General features: G+C 67.6%; 14 protein-coding genes. 4 read left to right on the top strand and 10 right to left on the bottom strand.

Annotated elements, in window-relative coordinates; genetic code table 11:
- Positions 1 to 14: 14 nt before the first annotated feature.
- The 6 genes from GQ674_RS03785 to GQ674_RS03760 form a co-directional block, all read right to left on the bottom strand.
- On the bottom strand, positions 15 to 2,063 hold the full coding sequence (locus GQ674_RS03785) for a PAS domain-containing protein (protein WP_159496011.1): 2,049 nt from the start codon (positions 2,061 to 2,063) through the stop codon (positions 15 to 17).
- On the bottom strand, positions 2,053 to 3,552 hold the full coding sequence (locus tag GQ674_RS03780; RefSeq protein ID WP_159496010.1) for an ATPase domain-containing protein: 1,500 nt from the start codon (positions 3,550 to 3,552) through the stop codon (positions 2,053 to 2,055). The genes GQ674_RS03785 and GQ674_RS03780 overlap by 11 nt, the downstream gene beginning before the upstream one ends.
- Positions 3,553 to 3,673: 121 nt before the next feature.
- Positions 3,674 to 4,054: an SseB family protein gene (locus tag GQ674_RS03775; RefSeq protein ID WP_159496009.1), complete on the bottom strand. Its 381-nt coding sequence runs from the start codon at positions 4,052 to 4,054 to the stop codon at positions 3,674 to 3,676.
- A gap of 124 nt (positions 4,055 to 4,178) precedes the next feature.
- Entirely contained in the window at positions 4,179 to 5,894 is a 1,716-nt protein-coding gene (locus tag GQ674_RS03770; protein ID WP_159496008.1) for an alpha-amylase family glycosyl hydrolase, read from the bottom strand.
- The gene (locus GQ674_RS03765) at positions 5,894 to 7,381 is read right to left on the bottom strand and encodes an MFS transporter (RefSeq protein WP_159496007.1); all 1,488 of its coding nucleotides are present in this window, start codon (positions 7,379 to 7,381) and stop codon (positions 5,894 to 5,896) included. Before GQ674_RS03765 ends, GQ674_RS03770 begins: the two co-directional genes overlap by 1 nt.
- The gene (locus tag GQ674_RS03760) at positions 7,378 to 9,579 is read right to left on the bottom strand and encodes a Six-hairpin glycosidase-like protein (RefSeq protein ID WP_159496006.1); all 2,202 of its coding nucleotides are present in this window, start codon (positions 9,577 to 9,579) and stop codon (positions 7,378 to 7,380) included. Before GQ674_RS03760 ends, GQ674_RS03765 begins: the two co-directional genes overlap by 4 nt.
- A gap of 274 nt (positions 9,580 to 9,853) precedes the next feature.
- Here GQ674_RS03760 and GQ674_RS03755 point away from each other — a divergent pair, with 274 nt between their 5' ends.
- Both GQ674_RS03755 and GQ674_RS03750 read left to right on the top strand, forming a co-directional pair.
- A complete protein-coding gene (locus tag GQ674_RS03755; RefSeq protein ID WP_159496005.1) occupies positions 9,854 to 11,923 on the top strand; it encodes a glycoside hydrolase family 97 protein in 2,070 nt (689 codons plus the stop codon).
- A 259-nt stretch (positions 11,924 to 12,182) separates the two neighbouring features.
- Positions 12,183 to 14,942 carry a TonB-dependent receptor gene (locus tag GQ674_RS03750; RefSeq protein WP_201290212.1) on the top strand — a complete coding sequence of 920 codons (2,760 nt, stop codon included), beginning with the start codon at positions 12,183 to 12,185 and terminating at the stop codon, positions 14,940 to 14,942.
- A 363-nt stretch (positions 14,943 to 15,305) separates the two neighbouring features.
- On the opposite strand, the gene GQ674_RS03745 is transcribed toward GQ674_RS03750, so the two are convergent.
- Complete coding sequence (locus GQ674_RS03745) at positions 15,306 to 16,919, bottom strand: alpha-glucosidase (RefSeq protein ID WP_159496003.1); 1,614 nt, start codon at positions 16,917 to 16,919, stop codon at positions 15,306 to 15,308.
- Between the two features lie 305 nt (positions 16,920 to 17,224).
- On the opposite strand from GQ674_RS03745, the gene GQ674_RS03740 reads away from it, so the two are divergent.
- Positions 17,225 to 18,223 carry a polyprenyl synthetase family protein gene (locus GQ674_RS03740; RefSeq protein ID WP_159496002.1) on the top strand — a complete coding sequence of 333 codons (999 nt, stop codon included), beginning with the start codon at positions 17,225 to 17,227 and terminating at the stop codon, positions 18,221 to 18,223.
- A gap of 582 nt (positions 18,224 to 18,805) precedes the next feature.
- Here GQ674_RS03740 and GQ674_RS03735 read toward each other — a convergent pair.
- Positions 18,806 to 19,606 carry a dienelactone hydrolase family protein gene (locus GQ674_RS03735; RefSeq protein WP_159496001.1) on the bottom strand — a complete coding sequence of 267 codons (801 nt, stop codon included), beginning with the start codon at positions 19,604 to 19,606 and terminating at the stop codon, positions 18,806 to 18,808.
- A 178-nt stretch (positions 19,607 to 19,784) separates the two neighbouring features.
- On the opposite strand from GQ674_RS03735, the gene GQ674_RS03730 reads away from it, so the two are divergent.
- Positions 19,785 to 20,384, top strand: coding sequence for an SMI1/KNR4 family protein (locus GQ674_RS03730; RefSeq protein ID WP_159496000.1), 600 nt, complete (start codon positions 19,785 to 19,787; stop codon positions 20,382 to 20,384).
- A gap of 56 nt (positions 20,385 to 20,440) precedes the next feature.
- On the opposite strand, the gene murD is transcribed toward GQ674_RS03730, so the two are convergent.
- Positions 20,441 to 21,850: a UDP-N-acetylmuramoyl-L-alanine--D-glutamate ligase gene (gene murD, locus GQ674_RS03725; protein ID WP_159495999.1), complete on the bottom strand. Its 1,410-nt coding sequence runs from the start codon at positions 21,848 to 21,850 to the stop codon at positions 20,441 to 20,443.
- Complete coding sequence (murL, locus tag GQ674_RS03720) at positions 21,831 to 23,183, bottom strand: UDP-N-acetyl-alpha-D-muramoyl-L-alanyl-L-glutamate epimerase (protein WP_159495998.1); 1,353 nt, start codon at positions 23,181 to 23,183, stop codon at positions 21,831 to 21,833. Before murL ends, murD begins: the two co-directional genes overlap by 20 nt.
- Between the last annotated feature and the right edge of the window lie 64 nt (positions 23,184 to 23,247).

Raw genomic sequence — 23,247 nt, 5'->3', positions numbered from 1 at the left:
GGCAACGCCCCGCTCTACGCGAGGGATTGCCTTACTGCCGCACTGAACTCATCGAGCAGGAAGGGTTTGGCGATCATCGCCATGCCCTCTTCCAGGAACGCCGCACGCTCCTGCGCCTTCTCGGCATAGCCGGTCATGAACAGCACCGGCAACGTCGGGCGCGACTGTCGCGCGATCTCGGCCAGCTGGCGACCGTTGAGCCCGGGCAGCCCGACGTCGGTAATGAGCAGATCGATGCAGCGCGCGGACTGCAGGATCGGGATCGCACCATCGGCATCCCCCACGACCTGCACCTGATAGCCCAGGTCCTCCAGCACCACCGTCACCAGCATGCGCACCTGTTCGTCGTCTTCCACCACCAGGATGGACTGGCCGGCGCCCAGCGAGACCTCGGGCGCACTGACGACCGCGTCCGGTTCCGCTGCCGGCTCGGCCAGCGGGATGTAAAGCGAAATGGTGGTGCCCTGGCCGGGCACGGAGTCGATGGCGATGTGGCCACCGGACTGCTGCATGAAGCCATACACCATCGACATGCCCAGGCCGGTTCCCTTGCCGATGGGCTTGGTGGTGAAGAAGGGTTCGAAGGCGCGCTCCACCACCTCCGGCGGCATGCCGGTGCCGGTGTCGGCCACCCCGACGACCGCGTAGACCCCGGCCGGTATCGTGGCCGAGACGCCCTCGCCCACCTGCACCCGCGAGGTACTGAGTTCAAGCTGGCCGCCATTGGGCATCGCATCGCGTGCGTTGATCGCCAGGTTCAGCACCGCGCTTTCGAACTGGTTGGTGTCCAGCGCGGCATGCAGCGGATCGTCCGCCAGCCGGGTCTGGATGTGCACTGTTTCGCCCAGCGTGCTGCGCAGCAGGTGCTGCAGCGACCCCACCAGTTCATTGAGCTCCACCGGCTTGGAATCCAGGGACTGCCGGCGCGAGAACGCCAGCAGGCGCTGGGTGAGGCTGGCCGCACGCTGGCTGGACGCGGTGGCGGTATCCAGGAAGCGCTCCAGGTCATCGTAGCGGCCTTTTTCCAGCCGCAGCCGCACGATGTCCAGCGCCGAGAGGATGCCGGTGAGCATGTTGTTGAAGTCGTGCGCGATGCCGCCGGTAAGCTGGCCGATCGCCTCCATCTTCTGCGACTGGCGCAGCGCGGCTTCGCTGGCTTCGCGCGCGGCCATCTGCGCTTCCAGCTCACGCGTGCGCTGGGCCACCATCACCTCCAGCTGCTGGGCGTGCTGCCGGCTGACCTCCAGCGCCACCTTGGAGGCGGTGATGTCGGTGACGAAGACATGGAAGCCGTCGGCAATGCCATCGGCGCCGAAGCGCGGCGAATAGCGCACCTCGATGTCACGTCGGCGGCCATCGCGGCGCGGCAGACGGGCCTCAAACAGCGTCTCACGCCCGGCCAGGGCCCGCGCCATCGCCGGCTTGCGGATCTCCCACGCCTCGACACCGATCACCTCGCTGACGTGCTGGCCGATGACCTGGCCGACCGGCCGGTCGAACCATGCCTCGTAGGCCTTGTTGGCGAACCGGTAGTGCAGCGAGCGGTCGATGAAGGCGATCAGCACCGGCATGGCGTCGGCGATCAGGCGCAGCTCGGCGTCGCTGCGCGCCAATGCCGCGCGGCTGTCGGCTAGGGCCTGCATCTGGTCGCGGACCACGTACTGCTTCTCGCGTGCACGCAGCGCGCCCTGCACTGCACTGAGCAGCGAGATGCTGCCCAGCGGCCGGTCCAGTTCGATGACGTTGAGCGTGCGCGGCAGCAGTCCTTCAGCGGGCGAGCGGCGGTGCGCGCGTGGCGAACGCAGCAGGATGAACGGCAGGTCCGACCAAGCCGGTTGCTGCGCCAGAACCTCCACCAGCGCGTCGGTGCCGCTTGCCACCGCCTCTTCGGTAACCAGCACTGCACCGGCCTGCGCATCGAGCGCCTCGGCCAGTGCAGGAAGGCTGGGCGACACGGCGGTACTGAGCCCGGCACTATCCAGTACCGCGGCGATGCTGTCGGCGTCGCGCCCGAACGGCGCGACGATGTGGACTACACCCGCATCCCCGCCGTCATCCGGCATACGGATGACTCAGCAGCGCTGCACTGTCACCCACGAATTCCGGGGTTCCGGTCAGGATGCCCCTGAACTCCTTCAGCGGGCTGCTCAGCGAGAGCCCCCGGCCGTCTATCTTGAGCTCGCGGATGGTGTCCTCGTGCCCGCCCCCCCGGTTCTTGATCACCGAGATTGCCTTACGGATCCGTCCCTTCGCTTCGAAGAAGCGGAACAGGATCACCGCGTCGGCAATGTAGGACACGTTGAGATTTCCCGTGGACATGGTGCCGACCAGACCATGCTGCGGGTTGACCAGGAAGGTCACCACGCCCTTCTGGTTGAGGTAGGAGAGCAGCTCGTGCAGCTGCAACATCAGCTGCTTTTCCTGCGGCATGGCCGCCACATATCCGTTGAGGCTGTCGATCAGCAACACGCTGCAGCCGCGCTCCTCGACCGCCTTCTGGATGTTCCAGGCAAATTCGCCGGGCGAGATGTCGGCAGGGTCCATCTGGATGATCTCCAGCAGGCCCGCGTCCAGGTGCCGGTGCAGGTCGATGTCCAGCGCGCGGGCGCGTGCCAGCAGTGTGCCAACGCGCTCGTCAAACTCGAATATGCAGCAGCGCTCGCCGCGCTCGCAGGCCGCCCATATGTATTGAAGCGCAACGTTTGTCTTGCCGCTGCCGGCCGGGCCGGTCAGCAGCGTGCAGGTGCCGCGCAAGGGGCCGCCGCCAAGCAGGTTGTCGATCTCGTCCACCCCACTGCCGACCGGGCTGCCGTGGAACTGGTCATGGTGCTGGTTGGCGATCAGGCGCGGAAACACCTCCAGACCACCGCCTCGGATCACCATGTCGTGGTACCCGGCCACGAAGTCCACGCCGCGCAGCTTCTGCACCTGCAGGCGGCGTCGGGCGGGGCCGAAGTCCAGGGTCAGCCGTTCCAGCGACACCACGCCATGGCACAGGCTGTGGAGCTGCCCGTCGCGATCCTCGGCGGTGGAGGTGAGGTCATCGACCAGGAACACCGTGGTGCTCTTGGGCGCGAAGAACTGCTTCAGCGCCAAGATCTGGCGACGATAGCGCAGCGAATCCTGCGCCAGCAGGCGCAGCTCGGACAGCGAATCAAACACCACGCGACTGGGGCGGATGCGGTCCACTTCCCCCAGGATCAGGTTGACCGTTTCATCCAGCTCAACCTCCCAGGCGTGCAGCACCGACTGCAGCCGGCCATTACCCAACGCGTCCTCGGCCGAACCCAGTTCGAACAGGTGCAGCCCTTCCAGCGACCATCCGTGTGCGCTGGCCACTTCGCGCAATTCCTCGGCGGTTTCGGACAGGGTGATGTACAGACAGCGCTCGCCCTGCTTGAGCCCCTGCAGCAGGAACTGCAGCGACAGCGTGGTCTTGCCGGAGCCTGGGGGGCCTTCCAGCAGGTACAGCCGCCCTTGCGGGAAGCCGCCGCGGAGGATCTGATCCAGGCCCTGGATGCCGGTGGTGACGCGGGAAGTTTGTGTCTGCATAGGTTCGCCAATTTCGACGCGGCGAGTCTAGCAACGGCTTCTGTGTAGATATTGTGTGACCCGCATCTCTCGACGAGGACCGATTAAGTAATGTCGATGCCGCGTAAAAAGCGGCCGTCGATCACCCAAAATCCTTCAAAATCTCGCCGATCCCCGCCGCCGACAGTTCCAGCCCCAGCCGCGTCCCCGGATTGACCACCACGCCGTAGCCGCCGGGCACGCGCTTGAGCACCTCCAGCATCTGCATCCGAATCGTGTGCGGCGCCTGCTGGCTGTGGAACCCCACCCGCGCCATATCGGTGAACACCGCCACGTGCAGCACGCCCTGCTTGTCGAACAGCAACGGGTCGAACCCGCTGCCGTCGGCGGTGACCAGGCTGCCGGTGAGCAGCATCACCTCGGAGGCCACGAAGGCCTTCATGAACAACCCGATCGGCAACTGGCCGTCCATCGCGGACTGCAGCAGGGTTTCGATCGGCGTTTGCGGGGGCAGTTCGGTCATGGGCAACCTATCGGGGCGTGGCGGGCCCGAATTGTACCGGTAGTGCCGGCCGCTGGCCGGCATGCCGATCGCACCACAGTATCCCGCGAGCCGGCCAGCGGCCGGCACTACCGTTTCGGACCGCTCAGCGGGCCAGGCGTGCGCTGCGCGCCTGCTGGTCGGCGACGGCGCGCTGCAGTTCGGCCTGCAGGTCCTGCTGCTTCACCGGGGCGTCCAGCACAAACACCTTGACCCCGTGCGCGGGCACCGTGGCTTTCAGGCTGCCGGTTACCTGCTGGCTGCCCCCGTCCAACGCGTCGCGCCACTGGCCCGGCTGCAGATAGCGACGAACCTCCATGCTGCGCGCGGTGCCCCCCTTGTTGAGCAGCACCAGCGCGGTCTGGGTGGTGTCGCCATGCTGCAGCACGCGGAAGAACACCGCTTCGTCGCCCTGCAAGCGCTCATTGACCTGCAGGCCGCGCTGCAGCGCCGGGGTCGCCTCGCGCAGGGTGGCAATGCGCTGCAGCGGGCCGAAGATCGGGCTCTGCGGCGCGGCATCCACGCGCGGCTGGCCGAAGTAGGCGCGGTTGCCGGCGTGCTCGGCACGGCCGCGCATGAAGCCGGTTTCCGAGCCGTAGTACAGCACCGGAATGCCACGCGCGGTGAACAGCCAGTTGTGCGCGTCGATGAAGCCGGCGTCGGTGGCGTCCAGGCGGGCCATGTCGTGGTTGTCGTAGAAGCTCATCAGCTCATACGGGTTGGCGTACGGGCCGCCCACCAGGTGCAGCGGTTCGGCCAGGGTCTCAAAGCCCTTCTGCTCCTTGCCGAATACCGACGACAGCGCGCCGCGCAGCGGAAAATCCAGCACGCTGACGTTGGCGTTGGCCGGCCAGGTGTGCTCGGCGATCTTGCGGGCGTCGTAATCAAACGCCTCGCCGAACATGAACAAGCCCGGGTGCGCGGCGCGGATGCGGCCCACGAATTCGTGCCACCACGTGTGCGGCAGCCAGCCGATGGTGTCGATGCGCAGCGCGTCCACGCCTTGCGCGGTCCACTGTAGGTAGGCGCCCACCAGGTAGTCCATCACCGCCGGGTTGTGTTCGTTGAAATCGGACAGTTCGGCCAGGTTGCCGTCGAAGACCGAGCCGTGCTTGCCGTCGACCGGGCCGGTGTTGTTGTAGAACGCATGCAGCCGGTTGTGCTGCGGGTCCAGCTGCTGCGGCGGCAGGTTCTGGTGGTCGGCGACCAGGGTGCCGTCCTTGTCGAAGATCTGGCCGAACTGCGGCTGGCGCGTGGGCATGGTCCAGGCCGGCGACCCGTGGTTGCCCACGATGTCCAGCACCACCTTCAGCTTGGCCGCGTGCAGGCCGCGCGTGAGCCCGGCGAAGTCCAGGTCGGCGCTGGGCAGGTGCTCGTCCAGCGTGTAGAAATTGACGCCCCAGTAGCCGTGGTAACCAGTCTTGCCGCGGTCGGTCAGGGTGCTGGTGCAACTGATCGGCTTGCTGCCGGTGAACGCCTCGTCGGGGTTGTCCACGATCGGGGTGATCCACACAGCGCCGAAGCCCAGTTTGCGGATGTAGTCGGCATTGTCCAGCACGCCCTTGAAATCACCGCCCAGGTAGCCGATGTTGCCGTCCACCTTGTCCGGGCACGGCACCGGGATGTCGAAGGTGCGGTGTTTGCCGCCCTGGTCGCGGTGGTCGTTGGACGGATCGCCGTTGACGAAGCGGTCGGTGACCACGAAGTACACCGCATCGCTGGCGAACGGCTCGGTGGTACCGATGTAGTCCGGGCGTGGTCCGGCCATGGCCTGGCCGGCGGAAAGAACAAGCAGGACAGCAACAGACAACGCACCACGCATCACACCACCTCCGGACGGGACGGAACCCGCAGTACGCACAGACCGGCCACCAGCAGGCTGCAGCCGCCCAGCACCAGCACATGCATGGGCTGGCCACCCAGCCAGGCACGCAGGGCGAAGCCGAGCGCGCTGGCGGCCACCAGCTGCGGGATCACGATGAAGAAATTGAAGATGCCCATGTACACGCCCATCTTGGCCGCCGGCACGCTGTCGGACAGCAGTGCGTACGGCAACGACAGGATCGAGGCCCAGGCAAAGCCCACGCCGACCATCGACAGCAGCAGCCAGCGGGGATCGTCGATGAACATCATCGAGATCAGTCCCGCGCCGCCCAGCCACAGGTTGAGCAGATGGCTCCAGCGCAGCCCCAGCGCGCGTACCATCGGCGGAATCAGCAGTGCTGCCAGCGCCGCGAAGCCGTTGTAGGCCCCGAACAGCACGCCCACCCAGTTGGCGCCTTCATTGTAGGCCGCAGACTCGGTCTCGGTCGCACCGAAGTGGACGCCAGCCACCGCGCGGGTGGTGAAGATCCACATCGCAAACAGCGCGAACCACGAGAAGAACTGCACCCAGGCCAGCCGCCGCATGGTGGTCGGCATGGTGCGCAGGTCGCCCACGATCTGCGCCAGCATGTGGGTGCCGGGCAGCACCCGCGCCAGGCCCAGCAGCACGCCGTAGGCGGCACACAGGCCGGCCAGCACGTACAGCATCTTGTCGCCCTGGCGCCAGGCGATGAGCCCGGCCAGTACCACGCCCACCCCCAGCCACAGCGCCGCCTGGTGCCAGGGCGCCGGCCCGCGCACGGCGGCAGCGGTCTGGTGCGCGGGCGGCTCGGCATCGGCGAACGCGGCCAGCTCGGCCGGCGCGTACTCGCGGGTGCTGAACACCGTCCAGCAGATCGCCGCGAGCAGCACCACCGCGCCCACGTAGAACGCATAGCGCACGGTGTCGGGCACCTGCCCTGGCCCGGCGGTGTTGGCCACGCCGAAGTGCGCCAGTACGAAGGGCAGGAAGCTGGCCACGATCGCGCCGATGCCGATGAAGAAACTCTGCATGGCGTAGCCGGTCGGCCGTTGGCGCGGCGCGAGTTGGTCGCCGACGAAAGCCCGGAAGGGCTCCATCGACACATTGATGGATGCGTCCAGTACCCATAACGTGCCGGCGGCGATCCACAGCGTGGGCGAGTTGGGCATCACCAGCAGCGCCAGCGTGGTCAGCACCGCGCCGATCATGAAGTAAGGGCGACGCCGGCCCCAGCGGGTCCAGGTGCGGTCGGACCAGTAGCCGATCACCGGCTGCACCAGCAACCCGGTCAGCGGCGCGGCGATCCACAGCCCGGGCACGGCATCCATCGGTGCACCGAGGGTTTCGAAGATGCGGCTGGCATTTGCGTTCTGCAGCGCGAACCCGAACTGGATGCCCATGAAGCCGAAGCACATGTTCCAGATCTGCCAGAACGACAGCGTGGGCTTGTCGGGGCGGCTCATCGTGCATCCCCGTCGGTGGCGGCAATCGGCGCGATCAGCAGCGCGCTGACCGTAGCCTGGTTGAGCACGCCGTCGCGCCCGCCCTTGCCGCCGTTGTAGGTGGCAAAGTGCGCCAGTGCGCTCATGTTGAAGCCCTCTTCCAGCGCGAACCGACAACGCCCGCCGGGCAGGTCGAATTCGGCGGCGGTGGAATCCTGCGGACCCACGCTATGCGGCATCGCCACGCTGGCACGCTGCACCGGCTGGCCCGGGCACTGCATCACCAGCTGTTTCACCGCAGCGGTCACGCCGGTGTTGATGGGGCCATTGGGGTTGTCGTAGCGCAGGCGTACGCGTACCCGGGTGGGGTGAGTGGCAGTCCAGCTCCACGTGGTGGCACCGCGCAGACGCTGCTGCGGCCCGATGCAGGTCGTCGGGCTGTGCAGCGATTCGAGCGCACCCTCGCGGCGGGTGAAGCTCAGACAGTGCTGGTGGCCGTCGTCGGTGAGCAGCAGCGGCGAGGCGCCCGTTACCGGGCGACCATCCCGCCACAGCACGTGGTTGGCCGGGATCGCAATCGACCATGCCGTGCCGCGTGCGGTGGGTGTCGGTGCGGCGGGCGTGGCAGGGGCGTAGGCGGTTGCAGATCCGGACGCAACCGGGCGCGGCTCGGCGCTACCGCGGGCGGCCTGGGTCGCCAGATGCACGGTGACCGTGTTGCCCCGGCGCACGATCTTCTTTGCCACCAGCAGGTCGCCGTCCAGCGTGCGCGGGCGCGTGAGGATGTAGCGGCGCTGGCCGTCGTCCAGTTCGATACTGCGTCGCGCACCGAACAGTTGCGGTACCAGCGCGGTCGGAAGTTTGGGGGCCACCGTGCCGTCGGCCTCCACGCCGAACACGCCTTCCAGCACCATCGACAGGTAGCCGGCCACCGACCACAGCTGGCGCGGCGAATTGACCACCGGGCCGCTCAACGCGCCCTCGTCGACATGCACGGCCAGGCGGCGCATCTCGTAGTTTTCCATGTTGGAACCGGCCAGCGCGCTGCCACGCATCAGCGATTCGATCTCCAGCTGGATGCGTGCGGCATCGTCCAGCCGGCGCGCGGCGCGCAGCGAATACGCACTGACGAAGGGCCAGACCGCGCGGTTGTGGTAAATCGGCTGCTGCGCTTCCTGCGGCCACACGACCGGGCTGCCGCCTTCCACCGCCGGGTAGGCAGCCAGCGCACGGCGGGCGCGGTCGGCCGGGAACACGTCGGCCAGCACGCCCAGCGAGAGCGCAAGCAAGTCGTATTTGGCATAAGGCACCGGGTGCGCGGCCTCGCCGATGTAGCTCATGTACATACCGGCATCATCGCGCCAGAAGCGCGCGTCGATCTGCGTGGCCAACGCGTCGGCCCAGCCGGCGTACTCGCTGGCGCGGGCGTCACCGCGGGTGCGCGCCAGCTGCTCGGCCAGGCGCAGCGCCTGGTAGTGCAGCACGTTGGTGGACAACGCGAAGGAGTCGCCGATGAAGCGCACGTCCTGACGGGTCCAGTCCGGGTAGGTCTGTTCGCGCCAGTCCAGGAACGACGTCTCGCCGCGGTACAGGCCGATGCGCGCATCGAACACCGCTGCGCGGTCCTGCGCCAGCGTGGCCTGCAGCGCCTGCCAGGTCTGCTCGGCGAACGCCGGGTCATCCAGCAGGTGGCGTGCAGCCAGGAACCACACCACCCGGTCGCTGCTGATCGGCCAGCTCCCGCCGGAGCCGGTGTCCTGGGCCACTAACAGCCCGGGGGTGTGCCCGTCGCGCGCGGGCGACAGCTTGAACTGCAGCGACTGCCGGGTGCGTTCCGGGTCCAGCCGGGCCAGCGCCAGATCGGCTGCGAAGCTGACATCGCGGGTCCACACGTAGGGCCAGCGCTCGCCGGTCTGGAAGCAGTCGCACGGCACCGGGTTGCCTTGGTTGAAGGCCGGGTCGCGGATCGCAGCCACGCGGTCGGCGTCCATCTCCTGCTGGGCCAGCGCGAACAAGGCATCGAACAGCACGCTGTCGGTGCGGCTGCGCATCGGCGGGGCGGCAATGGCCACCGTCTGGCCGGCGGCCCGCAGGCGGAAGCCGCCATCGGCGGCCGTGTCGGCGCGCGCGGTGCGGCCGTCGAAGGTCAGGTCCGCCGCGGTTGCGGTCGAACCCAGCGCCAGCCCAAGGGCAGCGGTCAGGCAGATCATCTTCAGCATCGAAGCGGCTACCCGGCTTGCGCCCGGCGCCTCCCTCCCTCTTTGCACGCGTTGTGGTTACGCAACGCACGGTGCCGGCCAAGGTCGGCACCTCCCGGTCTGTGCACCGGTGTGGCGTTGCGCGCGCGGCCCCCTCCCAGGGTGCCTGGCCCCATGGTAGACGGCAGGCTCCGGTGCGCGCCGCCTTGCATACGTATTCATGGCGCAGCGGCGGGACGACCGGGACGGCGTGGCTATAGTCCGAGCCAGACAACGGCCGCCTTGGGAGGGGAAAATGCCGACAAAACAGCCGCATTCACCGCGTGGATCACGCACCACCACCGGCCTGCCCTGGCTGGCTGCCGCCGCGCTTCTGCTGGCCTTCGGCGCGGCCGCCGAACCGGTCACGGTGGCCAGCGTGGCGTCGCCTGGCAAGGTACTGCGGGTGTCGGTGCAGCTTGATGGCGGCACCCCCAGCTACCAGGTGGAACGCTTGGGTGACACGGTGGTGGCGCCGTCGCGGTTGGGCTTCCAGCTGCGCGATGGCCGGCTCGACCGCGACCTGGAGGTGCTCGGCCAGCACGCGCGTACGTTCGATGAGACCTGGGAACAGCCCTGGGGCGAGCGCCGCCGGGTGCGCAGCCACTACAACGAAGTGGTGGTGCAGCTGGGCGAGCGCAGTGGGGCCAAGCGCCGCTTCGAGGTGGTGTTCCGCGCGTTCGATGACGGCGTGGGCTTCCGCTACCGCTTCCCCACGCAGCCCGGCCTGCGCGAGGCGATCATCGACGACGAACTGACCGAATTTGCGATCGCCCCGGCCGCCACCGCCTGGTGGATTCCGGCCGGCGAGCCGATCCACTACGAGTACCTGTACCAGCGCACGCCACTGGACCAGGTGCCGCTGGTGCATACCCCGATCACCCTGCGCAGCAAAGACGGCCTGCACATCGCCATCCATGAGGCCGCCCTGGTCGACTATGCGGGCATGTGGCTGCGCCGCACCGACGGCCAGCGCCTGCGCGCGCAGCTGTCGCCGTCGGCAGAGGGCTGGAAGGTACGCCGCAGCCTGCCCTTCGATACGCCGTGGCGCACCCTGCAGATCAGCGATCGCGCCGGTGGGCTGTTGGAATCGGACCTGATCCTCAATCTCAACGAACCCAACGCGCTGGGGGATGTGAGCTGGGTGAAGCCGTCCAAGTACCTGGGGGTGTGGTGGTCGATGCACCTGGACCACGAAAGCTGGGCCACCGGGCCCCGGCATGCGGCCACCACCGCCAAGACGAAAAAAGTCATCGACTTCGCCTCCGCGCACGGCTTCCGTGGCGTGCTGGTGGAAGGCTGGAACCCCGGCTGGGACGGTAACTGGGTGGGCAACGGCTACGACTTCGACTTCACCCGGCCAACGGCCGACTTCGATATCGAGGCGCTGTCGGCCTACGGCGCCAGGAAGGGCGTGCACCTGATCGGCCACCATGAGACCGGCTGCGCCATCGAGCATTACGAAGACCAGCTGGGCGCCGCGCTGGACCTGTACGCGCGGCTGGGCGTGGATGCGTTCAAGAGCGGCTATGTCTGCGACGACGGCCAGGTGGACCGGCGCAACCCGGCCGGCGGCCCGCTGTGGCGCGAGTGGCACGACGGCCAGTTCATGGCCCGCCACCACCTGAAGGTGGTGCAGGAAGCGGCCAAACGCCACATCGCGGTGAACCCGCACGAGCCGATCAAGGACACCGGGCTGCGCCGCACCTACCCCAACTGGATCTCGCGCGAAGGCGCGCGCGGCATGGAGTACAACGCCTGGGGGCAGCCTCCGAACCCGCCCGAGCACGAGGTCAACCTGGTGTTCACGCGCATGTTGTCCGGGCCCATGGATTACACGCCCGGCATCCTGAGCCTGAAGGGCCGCGGTGGGCAGGCCATTCCCAGCACGCTGGCGCGGCAGCTGGCGCTGTACGTGGCGATCTACAGTCCGATCCAGATGGCCGCCGACCTGCCCGAACACTACCTGCAGCACCGCGAGGCGTTTCGCTTCATCGAGGACGTGGCGGTGGATTGGGAGGACAGCCGCGTGCTCAATGGCGAGGTAGGGGACTATGTGACGATCGTGCGCAAGGACCGCAACAGCCGCGACTGGTTCCTGGGCAGCATCACCGACGAACACGGCCGCGTGCTGCCGGTATCGCTGGGCTTCCTGGACCCGGGCGTGCGCTACCGCGCCGAGATCTACCGTGACGGCGACGGTGCGGATTTCCGCAGCAACCCGTTCGCCTTCGTGCGCGAAACCCGCGAGGTCACCAGCGCCGATGCACTGACGCTGGTGCTTGCGCCGGGCGGCGGCCAGGCGATCCGCTTTACCCCGCTGTAGACCTGATCAGAGGTCTCGACGTGGCCCATGACGGGTATCCACGGTTTGCATGGCAAACCGTGGCGCGGCAGCGCGAATGCGATGACGCACCTGTAACCGATTCCAACGCCTCAAATGCCATTGAATACGTATGCAGGGTGGTTCCCGCAGCCGACCCGCTGCCTACCATAGCCACGCAGTCAACGGCCACCGCGCCGTGACGCTCCCGGGTCTCCGGGCAACCAAAAAATCGATTGGCAACATTGCCTGGGAGGGGAAAATGTTGAACCGCAAGCGCAGCGCGCTGAGTATCGCGCTGGCCGTCGCCCTGACGCCGTTGATGGCGTCGGCGCAGACCGCCGAACCCACTACCGCCGCCCCGCCGACCGGGACCGCGGCCACCAACCTGGACACCGTGCAGGTCACCGGCATCCGCCGCGGCATCGAGAACGCCATTGCGATCAAGCAGGACGCCACCTCGGTGGTCGAGGCGATTTCGGCCGAGGACATCGGCAAGCTGCCCGACGTGAGCATCGGCGAATCCATCTCGCGCCTGCCCGGCCTGGCCGCCCAGCGCGTGGCCGGTCGTGCCCAGGTGATCAGCGTGCGCGGCCTGTCGCCCGACTTCGCCACCACCCTGCTCAACGGGCGTGAAGTGGTCAGCACCGGCGACAACCGCAGCGTCGAATTCGACCAGTACCCCTCGGAACTGGTCAATGGCGTGGTGGTGTACAAGACCCCCGATGCGGCGCTGGTCGGCCAGGGCCTGTCGGGCACCATCGACATGCAGACCGCGCGCCCGCTTAGCTTCGCCGAGCGCGTGATCGCCATCAGCGGCCGCTACCAGAAGAGCTCGCTGGGCAAGGCAGCCAACGTGGACCCCTACGGCAACCGCTTCAGCGCCAGCTACATCGACCAGTTCATGGACAACACCTGGGGTGTTGCGATCGGCTACGCGCACAGCGACATGCCGATCCAGGAAAACCAGGTGGGCCTGTACGAGCCGTGGACCACCGAGCAGACCGACCAGGGCAACCGCCCCGGGCTGGCCCCGGGCACGGTGTTCTCCGACGGCATCAAGGCCCTGCGCCGCACCGGCAACACCAAGCGCGACGGCGTGATGGCCACCGTGCAGTTCCGCCCGTCCAACGTGTGGACCAGCACCCTGGATGCGTTCCACACCGAAGCCGAGCAGATCGACACCGCCAACCAGTTCGAGCTCAATCTCAGCAACTACAACGGCAACTACACCCCGGGCCTGCTGATCAGCAACCCGCAGGTCAACGCCGATGGCACCTTCACCGGTGGCGTGGCCAGCGGCGTGTATCCACTGGTGCGCGGCATGTACAACAAGCGCAAGGACAAGATCGACGCGTTTGGCTGGAACAACGAGTTCAACTTCGAATCGGTCAAGGTGGTGGCGGACGTCAACTACTCCAAGGCCACCCGCGACGAACTGAACCTGGAAAACAACCTGCAGCTCACGCCGATGCCGCAGCTGGACACGGTGGGCGTGGTGGTCAACCCGAACGGGTTCTCGCAGATCCGCCCGGGCCTGAACTATTCCAACCCCGATGCGCTGTTCCTGACCAACACCATCTACGGCTCCGGCTACGGCAAGGTGCCGCAGGTGGAAGACCGCCTGAAGGCCGCGCGCCTGCAGGCCACCTTCGCGCTGCCCGAGGCGATGAAGTGGTTTGCCGACATGGACGTGGGCGTCAACTACGCCGACCGCCGCAAGGACAAGACCCAGGCCGAGGGCAACATCCTGCTCGGCGACCAGGGCGATGCCAACATCGCCGGCGACCTGCAGTACCGTCCGGTCAACCTGGGCTTTGCCGGGCTGGGCCGCATTCCGGCCTGGAACGTGCCGGGCGCAGTGGACCGCTACATGGTGTTCAACCCGGTCACCAACCTGGACTACCTGATTCCGAAGGCATGGACGGTACAGGAAAAGACCAGCACCGCCTGGGTGCGCGCCAACATCAACACCGACATCGGCGAAGTGGGCGTGCGCGGCAACATTGGCGTGCAGATGGTGCGCACCGACCAGAGTTCGCAGTCCAACTATTTCGACCGGTCGCGCCCCGCGGGCCAGGAAGTGTTGCCGATCGATGCAGGCAAGACCTACACCGACTGGCTGCCGAGCTTGAACCTGGTGTTCATGTTCCCGCACCAGCAGACGCTGCGTTTCGCCGCCGCCAAGCAGGTGGCACGTCCGCGCGTGGACCAGATGCGCGCCGGCCTGGAGTTCGGCGTGGATACGGCCACCGGCAAGCCGGGTGGCAGCGGCGGCAATCCGCTGCTGGATCCGTGGCGCGCCAATGCGCTGGATCTGTCGTATGAAAAGTACTTCGGCGAGAAGGCCTATGTCGCGGCGGCGATCTTCTACAAGGACCTGAAGTCGTACGTGTACACGCAGTCGCGCGACGACTACGATTTCAGCGACCTGCTGGCCAGCTACGTGATTCCGCCGGGCATGACCGCGCCGCTGCTGACCACGGGCACCTTCTCCTCGCCGGAGAACGGCAAGGGCGGCAAGCTGAAGGGCCTGGAGCTGACGGCGTCGTTCCCGCTGGACATGTTCAGCGACACCCTGCGCGGCTTCGGCGTGCAGGCCAGCGCGACGTTCAATGACAGCAACATCGAGATCCTCGATCCGGAAAGCGCGTCCAGCGTGGGCAGCGATCCGATCAGTCTGCCGGGGCTGTCCAAGCGCGTGTACAACTTCACGGCGTACTACGAACGCAGTGGGTTCGAGGCACGCGTGAGCCAGCGTCGTCGGTCGGACTTCATTGGCGAGATCGGCAACTTCAACGGCAACCGCACGCTGCGCTACGTGGTGGGCGAGAACGTGACCGACGCGCAGATCAGCTACACCTTCGCCGACGACAGCAGCCTGCACGGGCTGACGTTGCTGCTGCAGGGAAGCAATCTGACCAACGAGCCGTACCGCACCTATGCCGGCACCAAGGACCGCCCGTTGGAGTACATCGAGTGGGGTCGCACCTACATGCTGGGCGTGAACTACAAGTTCTGATCCTGCGGTAGCCGCACCAACAAAAACCCCGCTGCTTCGGCAGCGGGGTTTTTCTTTGCCCCAGGTGCAGTGCCGGCCGCTGGCCGGCTTCCAACTGCGAGCGCCTTCGTCTACGGGCTGGGTGGGGATGGATGGGTTCGCGGGACCGTTGGGCGCCATGGATGGCGCCCACGAGCCTCCATGGATGGATTTACGGCGTGTCCCGCGAACCCACCCAGCCCCGCCCTCGACACTGGGTCGGCGGCCATGGCAACGCAGAGGCGTGTCCAGACGCGGATCGGTTCCGCAGCCGCCCCATCCAACAAAGAAAAAAAAAGGGCGAGGCCATCAAGCCCCGCCCTCTCAATACCACCGGAAATCGAATCAGCCCAGGCGCGCGCAGTACATCGACTGCGCCGGCAGTACCAGCGTGCCGTTGTCGGCCTGGCCCACATCCGGGCCCGGCACGTGCATCGGCTGCCAGCTACCGGCAGGCAGCGCCACGTGCGCGGTGTCGGCCGCCAGGTTGAAGGCCAGCAGCAGCGTCTCCCCCGCATGCCGGCGCGCGAACATCAGCACCGGCTCGGCCGTATACAGGAATTCGATGTCGCCCACCAGCAGCGTCGGCATCGTCTTTCGCCACGCCAGGAACTGGCGGAACGCGTTCAACACCGAATGCGGGTCATGTTCCTGCACCGCCACCGCCGCGGCGCGGTGCTCGGCCGGAATCGGCAGCCACGGCTCACCGCTGGTGAAGCCCGCCTGCGGCGCATCGATCCAGGGCATCGGCGTGCGGCAGCCGTCGCGGCCCTTGAAGTTCGGCCAGAAGGTGATGCCGTAGGGGTCCTGCAGCGCCTCGAACGGCACGTCCGCCTCGCCCAGGCCAAGTTCCTCGCCCTGGTACAGGCAGATCGAGCCACGCAGCGAACACAGCAGCGCCACCAGCATCCGCGCCAGCCGCGGCTGGGCCGGATGGCCGCCCCAACGGGTGACCGCGCGCTCCACGTCATGGTTGGAGATCGCCCAGCACGGCCAGCCTTCGGTCATCGTCGCTTCCAGCCGCGACACGGTGTCGCGGATGTAGCCGGCGCTGAAATCCTTCACCAGCAGCTCGAAGCTGTAGCCCATGTGCAGGCGGCCCGGCGCGGTGTACTCGGCGGTGGTGGCCAGCGAGTCTTCCGCGGAAATTTCACCCAGGCTGACCGATCCCGGGTACTCATCCAGCAGAACGCGCAACTGCTCGATGAAGCCGATGTTCTCCGGCTGCGTGTTGTTGTAGTAGTGGTACTGGTAGGCGTACGGGTTGTCCGCGCTGAAGCCACGGCCGAGGCGCTTTTCCAGCGGCTTGGCTGGATTGTCACGCAGCTGTGCATCGTGGAAACAGAAGTTGATGGAATCCAGGCGGAAACCATCCACACCACGGTCCAGCCAGAACCGCACGTAGTCCAACGTGGCCTGCTGCACTGCCGGGTTATGGAAGTTCAGGTCGGGCTGGTCGGCCAGGAAGTTGTGCAGGAAGTACTGCTCCCGGCGAGGTTCCCATTGCCACGCCACCCCGCCGAAGATCGACATCCAGTTGTTGGGCGGCGTGCCGTCCTCGCGCGGGTCGGCCCACACGTACCAGTCCGCCTTCGGATTGGTGCGGTCCTGGCGGCTCTCGCGGAACCAGGCATGGTCGATCGAGGTGTGGCTGAACACCTGGTCGATCATTACCTTCAGGCCCAGCGCATGCGCCTTGGCCAGCAGCCGGTCGAAATCGGCCAGCGTGCCGAACAGCGGGTCCACGTCGCGATGGTCGGCGATGTCGTAGCCGAAATCGGCCATCGGCGAGGTGAAGAACGGCGACACCCAGATGGCGTCCACGCCCAGCGCGGCCACGTACTCCAGCCGGTCGATGATGCCGGGCAGGTCACCTACCCCGTCGCCATTGGCGTCGAGGAAACTGCGCGGGTAGATCTGGTAGATGACGGCACCGCGCCACCATGGAGTCTGCGACATCGAGGGCCCCCCTCCGGGCTTCCATGCACCCGCCGAACGGGGTGCCAAAACGAACCCGACAAGCTTAGCCCTGCACCTTCGGCGGTGGCGCTGCATGCATACGTATTCACGTCACGCGCCGCGTTGGCGCGCGCTGGGCCGGCCTGCGGAGCCACCGGCCGGCGGACCATGGGCCGGCCCACCCGGTCTCCTTTCGGCGCCCCGGATGGCCGCCCGCCCACCGGCCAGTGGGTCGTGGCCGGCCTTCGCGGGCGAAACACGACGGCACCGCCTATAATTAAGGTCAAGCCTGAAAGTCAGACCGCATGACCATCACCGAAGACACCCGCCCCGCGCTGGGCCTGCCCCAGATCCAGACGCTCGCCGCGACCGACATGGCCGCCGTCGATGCGCTGATTCGCCGCCGACTGTCCTCGGATGTCGTGCTGATCAACCAGATCGCCGACCACATCATCTCCGCCGGCGGCAAGCGCCTGCGGCCGATGCTGGTCATGCTGGCCGGCCACGCAGTGGGCCAGGCCGGGCCGGAACACCACCAGCTGGCGGCGATCATCGAGTTCATCCACACCTCGACCCTGCTGCACGACGACGTGGTGGACGAATCCAACCTGCGCCGCGGCCGCAGTACCGCCAATGCCCTGTGGGGCAACGCGCCGAGCGTGCTGGTGGGCGACTTCCTGTACTCGCGCAGCTTCCAGCTGATGGTCGAACTGGACCGCATGCCGGTCATGCGGATCCTGGCCGACACCACCAACCGCATCGCCGAAGGCGAGGTGCTGCAGCTGCTGCACGTGCATAACCCCGACACCGACGAAGCGGCCTACCTGCGGGTGATCGAGCGCAAGACCGCCGTGCTGTTCGCGGCCGGCACCCGCCTGGGCGCGCTGGCCAGCGGCGTTGATGAAGCCACCCAGCAAGCGCTGTACGACTACGGCATGGCGCTGGGCTATGCCTTCCAGATTGCCGATGACGTGCTCGATTACTCGGCCAACGCCGACGAACTGGGCAAGAACCTCGGCGACGACCTGGCCGAAGGCAAGGCCACACTGCCGCTGATCCACGCCATGGCGCATACCGATGCGACCACCCGCGAGCGCCTGCGCGCGATCGTGCAGAACGGCGATGCCGAGGCCATGCCCGAAGTGCTGGCCGCCATCCACGCCACCGGCGGCCTGGAATACAGCCGCGCCCGCGCCGTGGAATACGCCGATGCCGCCGAGCGCGCGCTCGACGGCCTGGCCGACAACGATGCCGTGGCCGCCCTGCGCGGACTGGCCCGTTACGCGGTGCAGCGTTCGCATTGACGGAGGGCATGCCGGCCGACGGTCGGCTGCCCTTCCTCCCGGCGCCGCGATGCCTGATGGATGCACCACGCTCCGCGCGGAGCAGCCGACCAACGGTCGGCTCTACCGAATCGTTCGTACGGGCCGACGGCCGGGGCAGCGTAGTCCCTCACACGTAGAGCCGACCGTTGGTCGGCTGCTCCTGGCCCCAGCACCACGATCACCGATAGATGCACCGCGCCCTGCGCGGTGCAGCCGACCAACGGTCGGCTCTACCGAATCGTTCGTACGGGCCGACGGCCCGGGCAGCGTAGTCCCTCACACGTAGAGCCGACCGTTGGTCGGCTGCCCTTCGCCCCGGCACCACGATCACCGATAGATGCACCGCGCCCTGCGCGGTGCAGCCGACCAACGGTCGGCTCTACCGGATCGTTCGTACGGGCCGACGGCCGGGGCAGCGTAGCCCCTCACACGTAGAGCCGACCGTTGGTCGGCTGCTCCTCGCCCCAGCACCACGATCACCGATAGATGCACCGCGCCATGCGCGGTGCAGCCGACCAACGGTCGGCTCTACCGCTTGCCTTTGCCGACCAAAGGTCGGCTCTACCGGCGTCGTGTCTCGAACCGCTCCTCGAAGAATTCGTCCAGCGCCTTCCAGGCGCGCTTGGCGGCGCGTTCGTTGTACAGGCACCCCGGCGGACTGTTGGCGTCGGCCTCGGCGAAGCAATGCACCGCGCCGCTGTAGTTGGTGAACTCCCAGTCGACCTTGGCTGCGTTCATTTCCTGCTCGAAGCTGGCGATGTCGTCCTTGCTCACGCCCTTGTCGTCGGCGCCATTGAGCACCAGCACCGAGGGATGGGTGCCACCGGCCTTGGCCGGCAACGGTGAGCCCAGCCCGCCGTGCAGGCTGACCACGCCGGCCAGCGGGGCACCTGCCCGGGCCATTTCCAGCACGGTGGTGCCACCGAAACAGAAGCCGACCGCGCCGATCCGCGACGCATCCAGCGGCGCCTTGCCCGCCTGCGCCTTGAGCACGTCGATGGCCTTCAGCGCGCGCGCCCGCAGCACGGGGCGCTCGTTGCGCAGCTTGGTCGCCACCGGCCCCGCCTCGGCGTCGGTCTTCGGGCGCACGCCCTTGCCGTACACATCGGCCACCAGCACCACGTAGTCGTCGCCGGCCAACTGCTTGGCCTTGGCGATGGCCGAGTCATTGACGCCCTTCCAGTTGGGCACCATCACCAGCCCGGGACGCTTGTCGCTGTCGCCGTCGTCATAGACCAGCACGCCACTGAAGGTGGTGCCGTCCAGCTGCCATTCCACCGGCTGGGTCTTCATTGCCGCCATCGCCGGCAGCGCCACCATCCCCAACAGCACCGCCGCTCCCCACCGCCATTGCCTGACCATGCGCCTGCTCCTCCGGATAAGAACCCCGAGTGTAGGACGGTCGGGCGAACACCCCGTGTAGAGCGGGGCTCTGCCCCGCTGCCGTTCCCCACCGTCCGCAATCCAAAGCAGCAGGGCAGAGCCCCGCTCTACGAAAATCTGGCACTCTTGTCGGCCGCTTCTGCACGGCTGCTGCGCCATGACGCTTGTCGATCGCTTCCTCACCGGCCTGGTGCCCCGCCTTCCCGACGACGAAGTCCCCATGTGGGCCTGGACCGAAGGGGCCAGCGCCACAGACCGGCAGCGCCTGCGTGACCGTTGGCCGCAGGTGCCTGACAGCCTGGTGGACCTGCTGGGCCGTATTGATGGCACCCATTACCGCGCCTACCCCGGCGGCGAGGTCTGTGTCCCGATGCTCGGCTCGGACCTGGGCAGCTACCCGTACTACCTGCGGTCGATCGAACAGATCTTCGAAGACACCGCCCAGTGGGACAGCTGGGGCGAGAGCATCCGCTCGATCTACGAGGAATGGCTGGAGGAAGACGCCGATATCCTCGGCGCCGGCATCGATGCCGACCTGCCGATGGGCCAGCGCCTGTGCTTCGCGCACTGCGTGAACAACGGCGGCACCTCGATGCTGTACCTGGATTTCGATCCCGCGCCCGGCGGCGTTGTCGGCCAGGTAGTGCGCTACCTGCATGACCCGGACAGCTATGTGGTGATCGCACCGGGCTTTGATGCGTACCTGGCGCAGTTGATCGAGGACGAGTACCTGTTCATGGGAGACCAGGACGGGTGATGCACTGAGGCGCGACGGAACGGGCAAGCGCGACCGCAGCCGACCAACGGTCGGCTCTACGCGATGCCGATGCCGGCGATGGCGGTGATCGCCTCCGGGTCGAACCCGGCCAGTGCGGCGAAGTGGCGGCCGCGTGCGACGTAGTCTTGGTACACCCCGTAGCTGGGCGCGCCCGGCGACATCAACACCACCCCGCCCTGCACGCCAAGTGCGGTGCGGGCCAGCTGCATCGCCTCGGCCAGGTCAGCCGCCGCATGCAGCCCGAAGCGGCCGGCATCGGCCAGTGGTTGCAGCAGCGCATGGATGCGCGGCCCGTTGGCCCCCATCGTGATGATCTCCACCGGCGGCATGTCGTGGGCCATGTGCTGCACGAAGTCCTGCCAGTCCAGGCCGCGGTCGTGCCCGCCCACCAGCAGCGCGATGCGCTGCCCGGCAAAACAGTCCAGCGCGGCCAGGCTGGCGTGCGGCGTGGTGCTGATGGAATCGTTGACGAACGTCAGGCCATCACGCGTACCCACGGTCTGCAGGCGATTGGGCAGCGGGCGGAAGTCCTGCACGGCAGGTGCCAGCGCCGCTGCATCCAGCCCCAGGGCCTCCAGCGCGGCCAGCACCGCGCACAGGTTCCCGCGGTTGTGCCGCCCGGGCAGAGGCGTGTTGGCGGTATCGAATACCGCGTGTTCGCCGCGATACACCACCTCGCCCCGCATGTGCCAGCCCTGCGGCTGGTTGAACCACACCACCTGGCTGTTCGGCAGCGACAACGCGGCCAGGTGCGGATCGGCGGCATTGAGCACGGCGATGCGCGGCTGCGCTTCAGTCACCAGGCGCAGCTTGTCGGCGATGTAGCGCGCTTCGCTGCCGTGCCAGTCGAGGTGTTCGGGAAACAGGTTGAGCACGATCGCCACCTGCGGGTGCGCGCCACTGCGCGCGACCTCGCCGGTCTGGTAGCTGGACAGCTCCACCGCCCAGTACTGCGGGGCCGGCTGCGGGTCCAGCACTTCCAGCAACGGCAGGCCGATATTGCCCACCAGCGCGGTGCGCGCGCCGGACGCGCGCAGCAGGTGCGCCAGCAGCGAAGTGGTGGTGCTCTTGCCCTTGGTGCCGGTCACGCACACGGTGTCCTGCACGGTGCCATCGGCCGCGGCGTGCTCGGCAAACCACAACGAGGTGCCGCCGATGAACTGCGTGCCCGCCGCCGTGGCGTGCAGGGCCGCCTCGCCATACGGGCTGATGCCCGGCGATTTGATCACCACCTCGAACGCGGCCAATGCCGCCCCGGTCACGTCCGAACGCACGGCCAACGCGCCGGCGGTTTCCGCGCGCACAGCCGCCGCCTCGGCCTCCGGGCAGAACAGGGTCAGCGGCAGCGACGGCAGCCGCTGCTGCAGCACGCCGAAGGCGGCGCGCCCTTCCCGTCCCCACCCCCACAACGCAACGCGCTTGCCCTCAAGCTGCGAAATTCGCACGCAGGCGCTCCCAGATCGACGCCGGGATGCGGTGCTCGCCTTCCAGCACCAGCAACGGCGCGATGCCCAGCTCGGTGCTGTCCAGCTGCGGCTGGATCTCGCTGACGAAACGCTTCACCAGCGCATCTTCGGCCCACTCCGGGCGCGCCGCCAGGGTAGCCATCGCCGCGCGCGATTCGCGGCCTTCGCCCACGCATTCGAACGGCTTGTGGTCCTGGAATTCCAGCAGCGCATCGAAGCCGCCGGCCTGCTCCGGATCGTCCAGCAGGTTGCGGCCGAAGATCGCCACCAGGCGGGTCTTGGGCATGAACGGGGCCAGCGCCAGGAACACGAAGTGGCACTTCGGGCAGACCCCGCACCAGCGGTTCACCGGGCGCTCGCCCAGGATGTGGAAGTTGCGGTTGCAGCTGGAGAAGTGCGCGTCGTAGACATCGCTCTTGGCGAACTGCCGCGCTACCGCCAGTTCCGACAGCGGGCGCAGCAGCGAGTAGTAATGCAGGTCGGCGGCCACGTGCTGCTCCAGGTATTCCCCGAACGCCTGCTCGAACGCCCAGCCCTTGGACCACTGGTGGTTCACCTCGCCGGTGCCGGGAATCTGGCTGCCGTAGCTGGCCGAGCGCTCGTTGGAGAACACCACCTGGTCCACGCCCTGCAGCAGCGCGGCCAGCACCATGATCGCCGAGTTCACCGCGGTCACCGGGATATGCCCGTTCCACGCGCCCTGGCGGTTCAGGTCAAACAGTTCCGGGGCCAGCGCGCGGCCGATGTTCAAGGTGGGCAGGCCGGTACGTTCGGCGCAGGCGCGGATCAACTGCGAACCGCCGATCCAGGTGACCGTTTCGGCAATGCCCAGCCCGCGCAGGGCTTCGATGCTGACCAGCGAATCCTTGCCGCCGCCAATGGCCACCAGCGCGTGTTCGCGCAGGCCCACCGCCGGCGCGCTGAACGCCTCGCCGTCCACGGGCAGGCGGAAGCGACCGCGCAGGTTCAGGCCGTTGCGGTAGGCGAACTCGCCCAGGCCGTTGAGGTAGACCTCCTCGACCAGCGCTGCGGTCGCCGCATCTATGCTGTAGCTGTCGATGCGGACCTGGTCGGGCACGCCAGCCTTGTAGTAGCTCACGCCGGCAATCAGGTGCAGCAGGCGCAGGGCACGCTGCACCGCCTCGGCACGCGCGCCGTCCAGCGCGAACGGCGCGCCGGGAATGGTGACCGTCTCGGTCAGCTCGGGGCCGTCGTCGAAGGCATAGACCAGCTGCGCCACGCCGGTATCCGCGGCGAAATCGCAGCGGACGAAGCGGAAAACGGCAACCTGGTGTTTATCGAAAGCAGTCATGGTGTATCCGGTTCAGAGGGCGGCCGTGCGTGTGCACGGCGCGTCTTCAAGGGTGGGCGGCAGG

This window comes from Stenotrophomonas sp. 364 (genome assembly GCF_009832905.1).
Taxonomy (GTDB): Bacteria; Pseudomonadota; Gammaproteobacteria; order Xanthomonadales; family Xanthomonadaceae; genus Stenotrophomonas; species Stenotrophomonas maltophilia_AP.
Note: the sequence above shows the minus strand (reverse complement) of the source record. Positions and strands in the feature narration are given on the sequence as shown.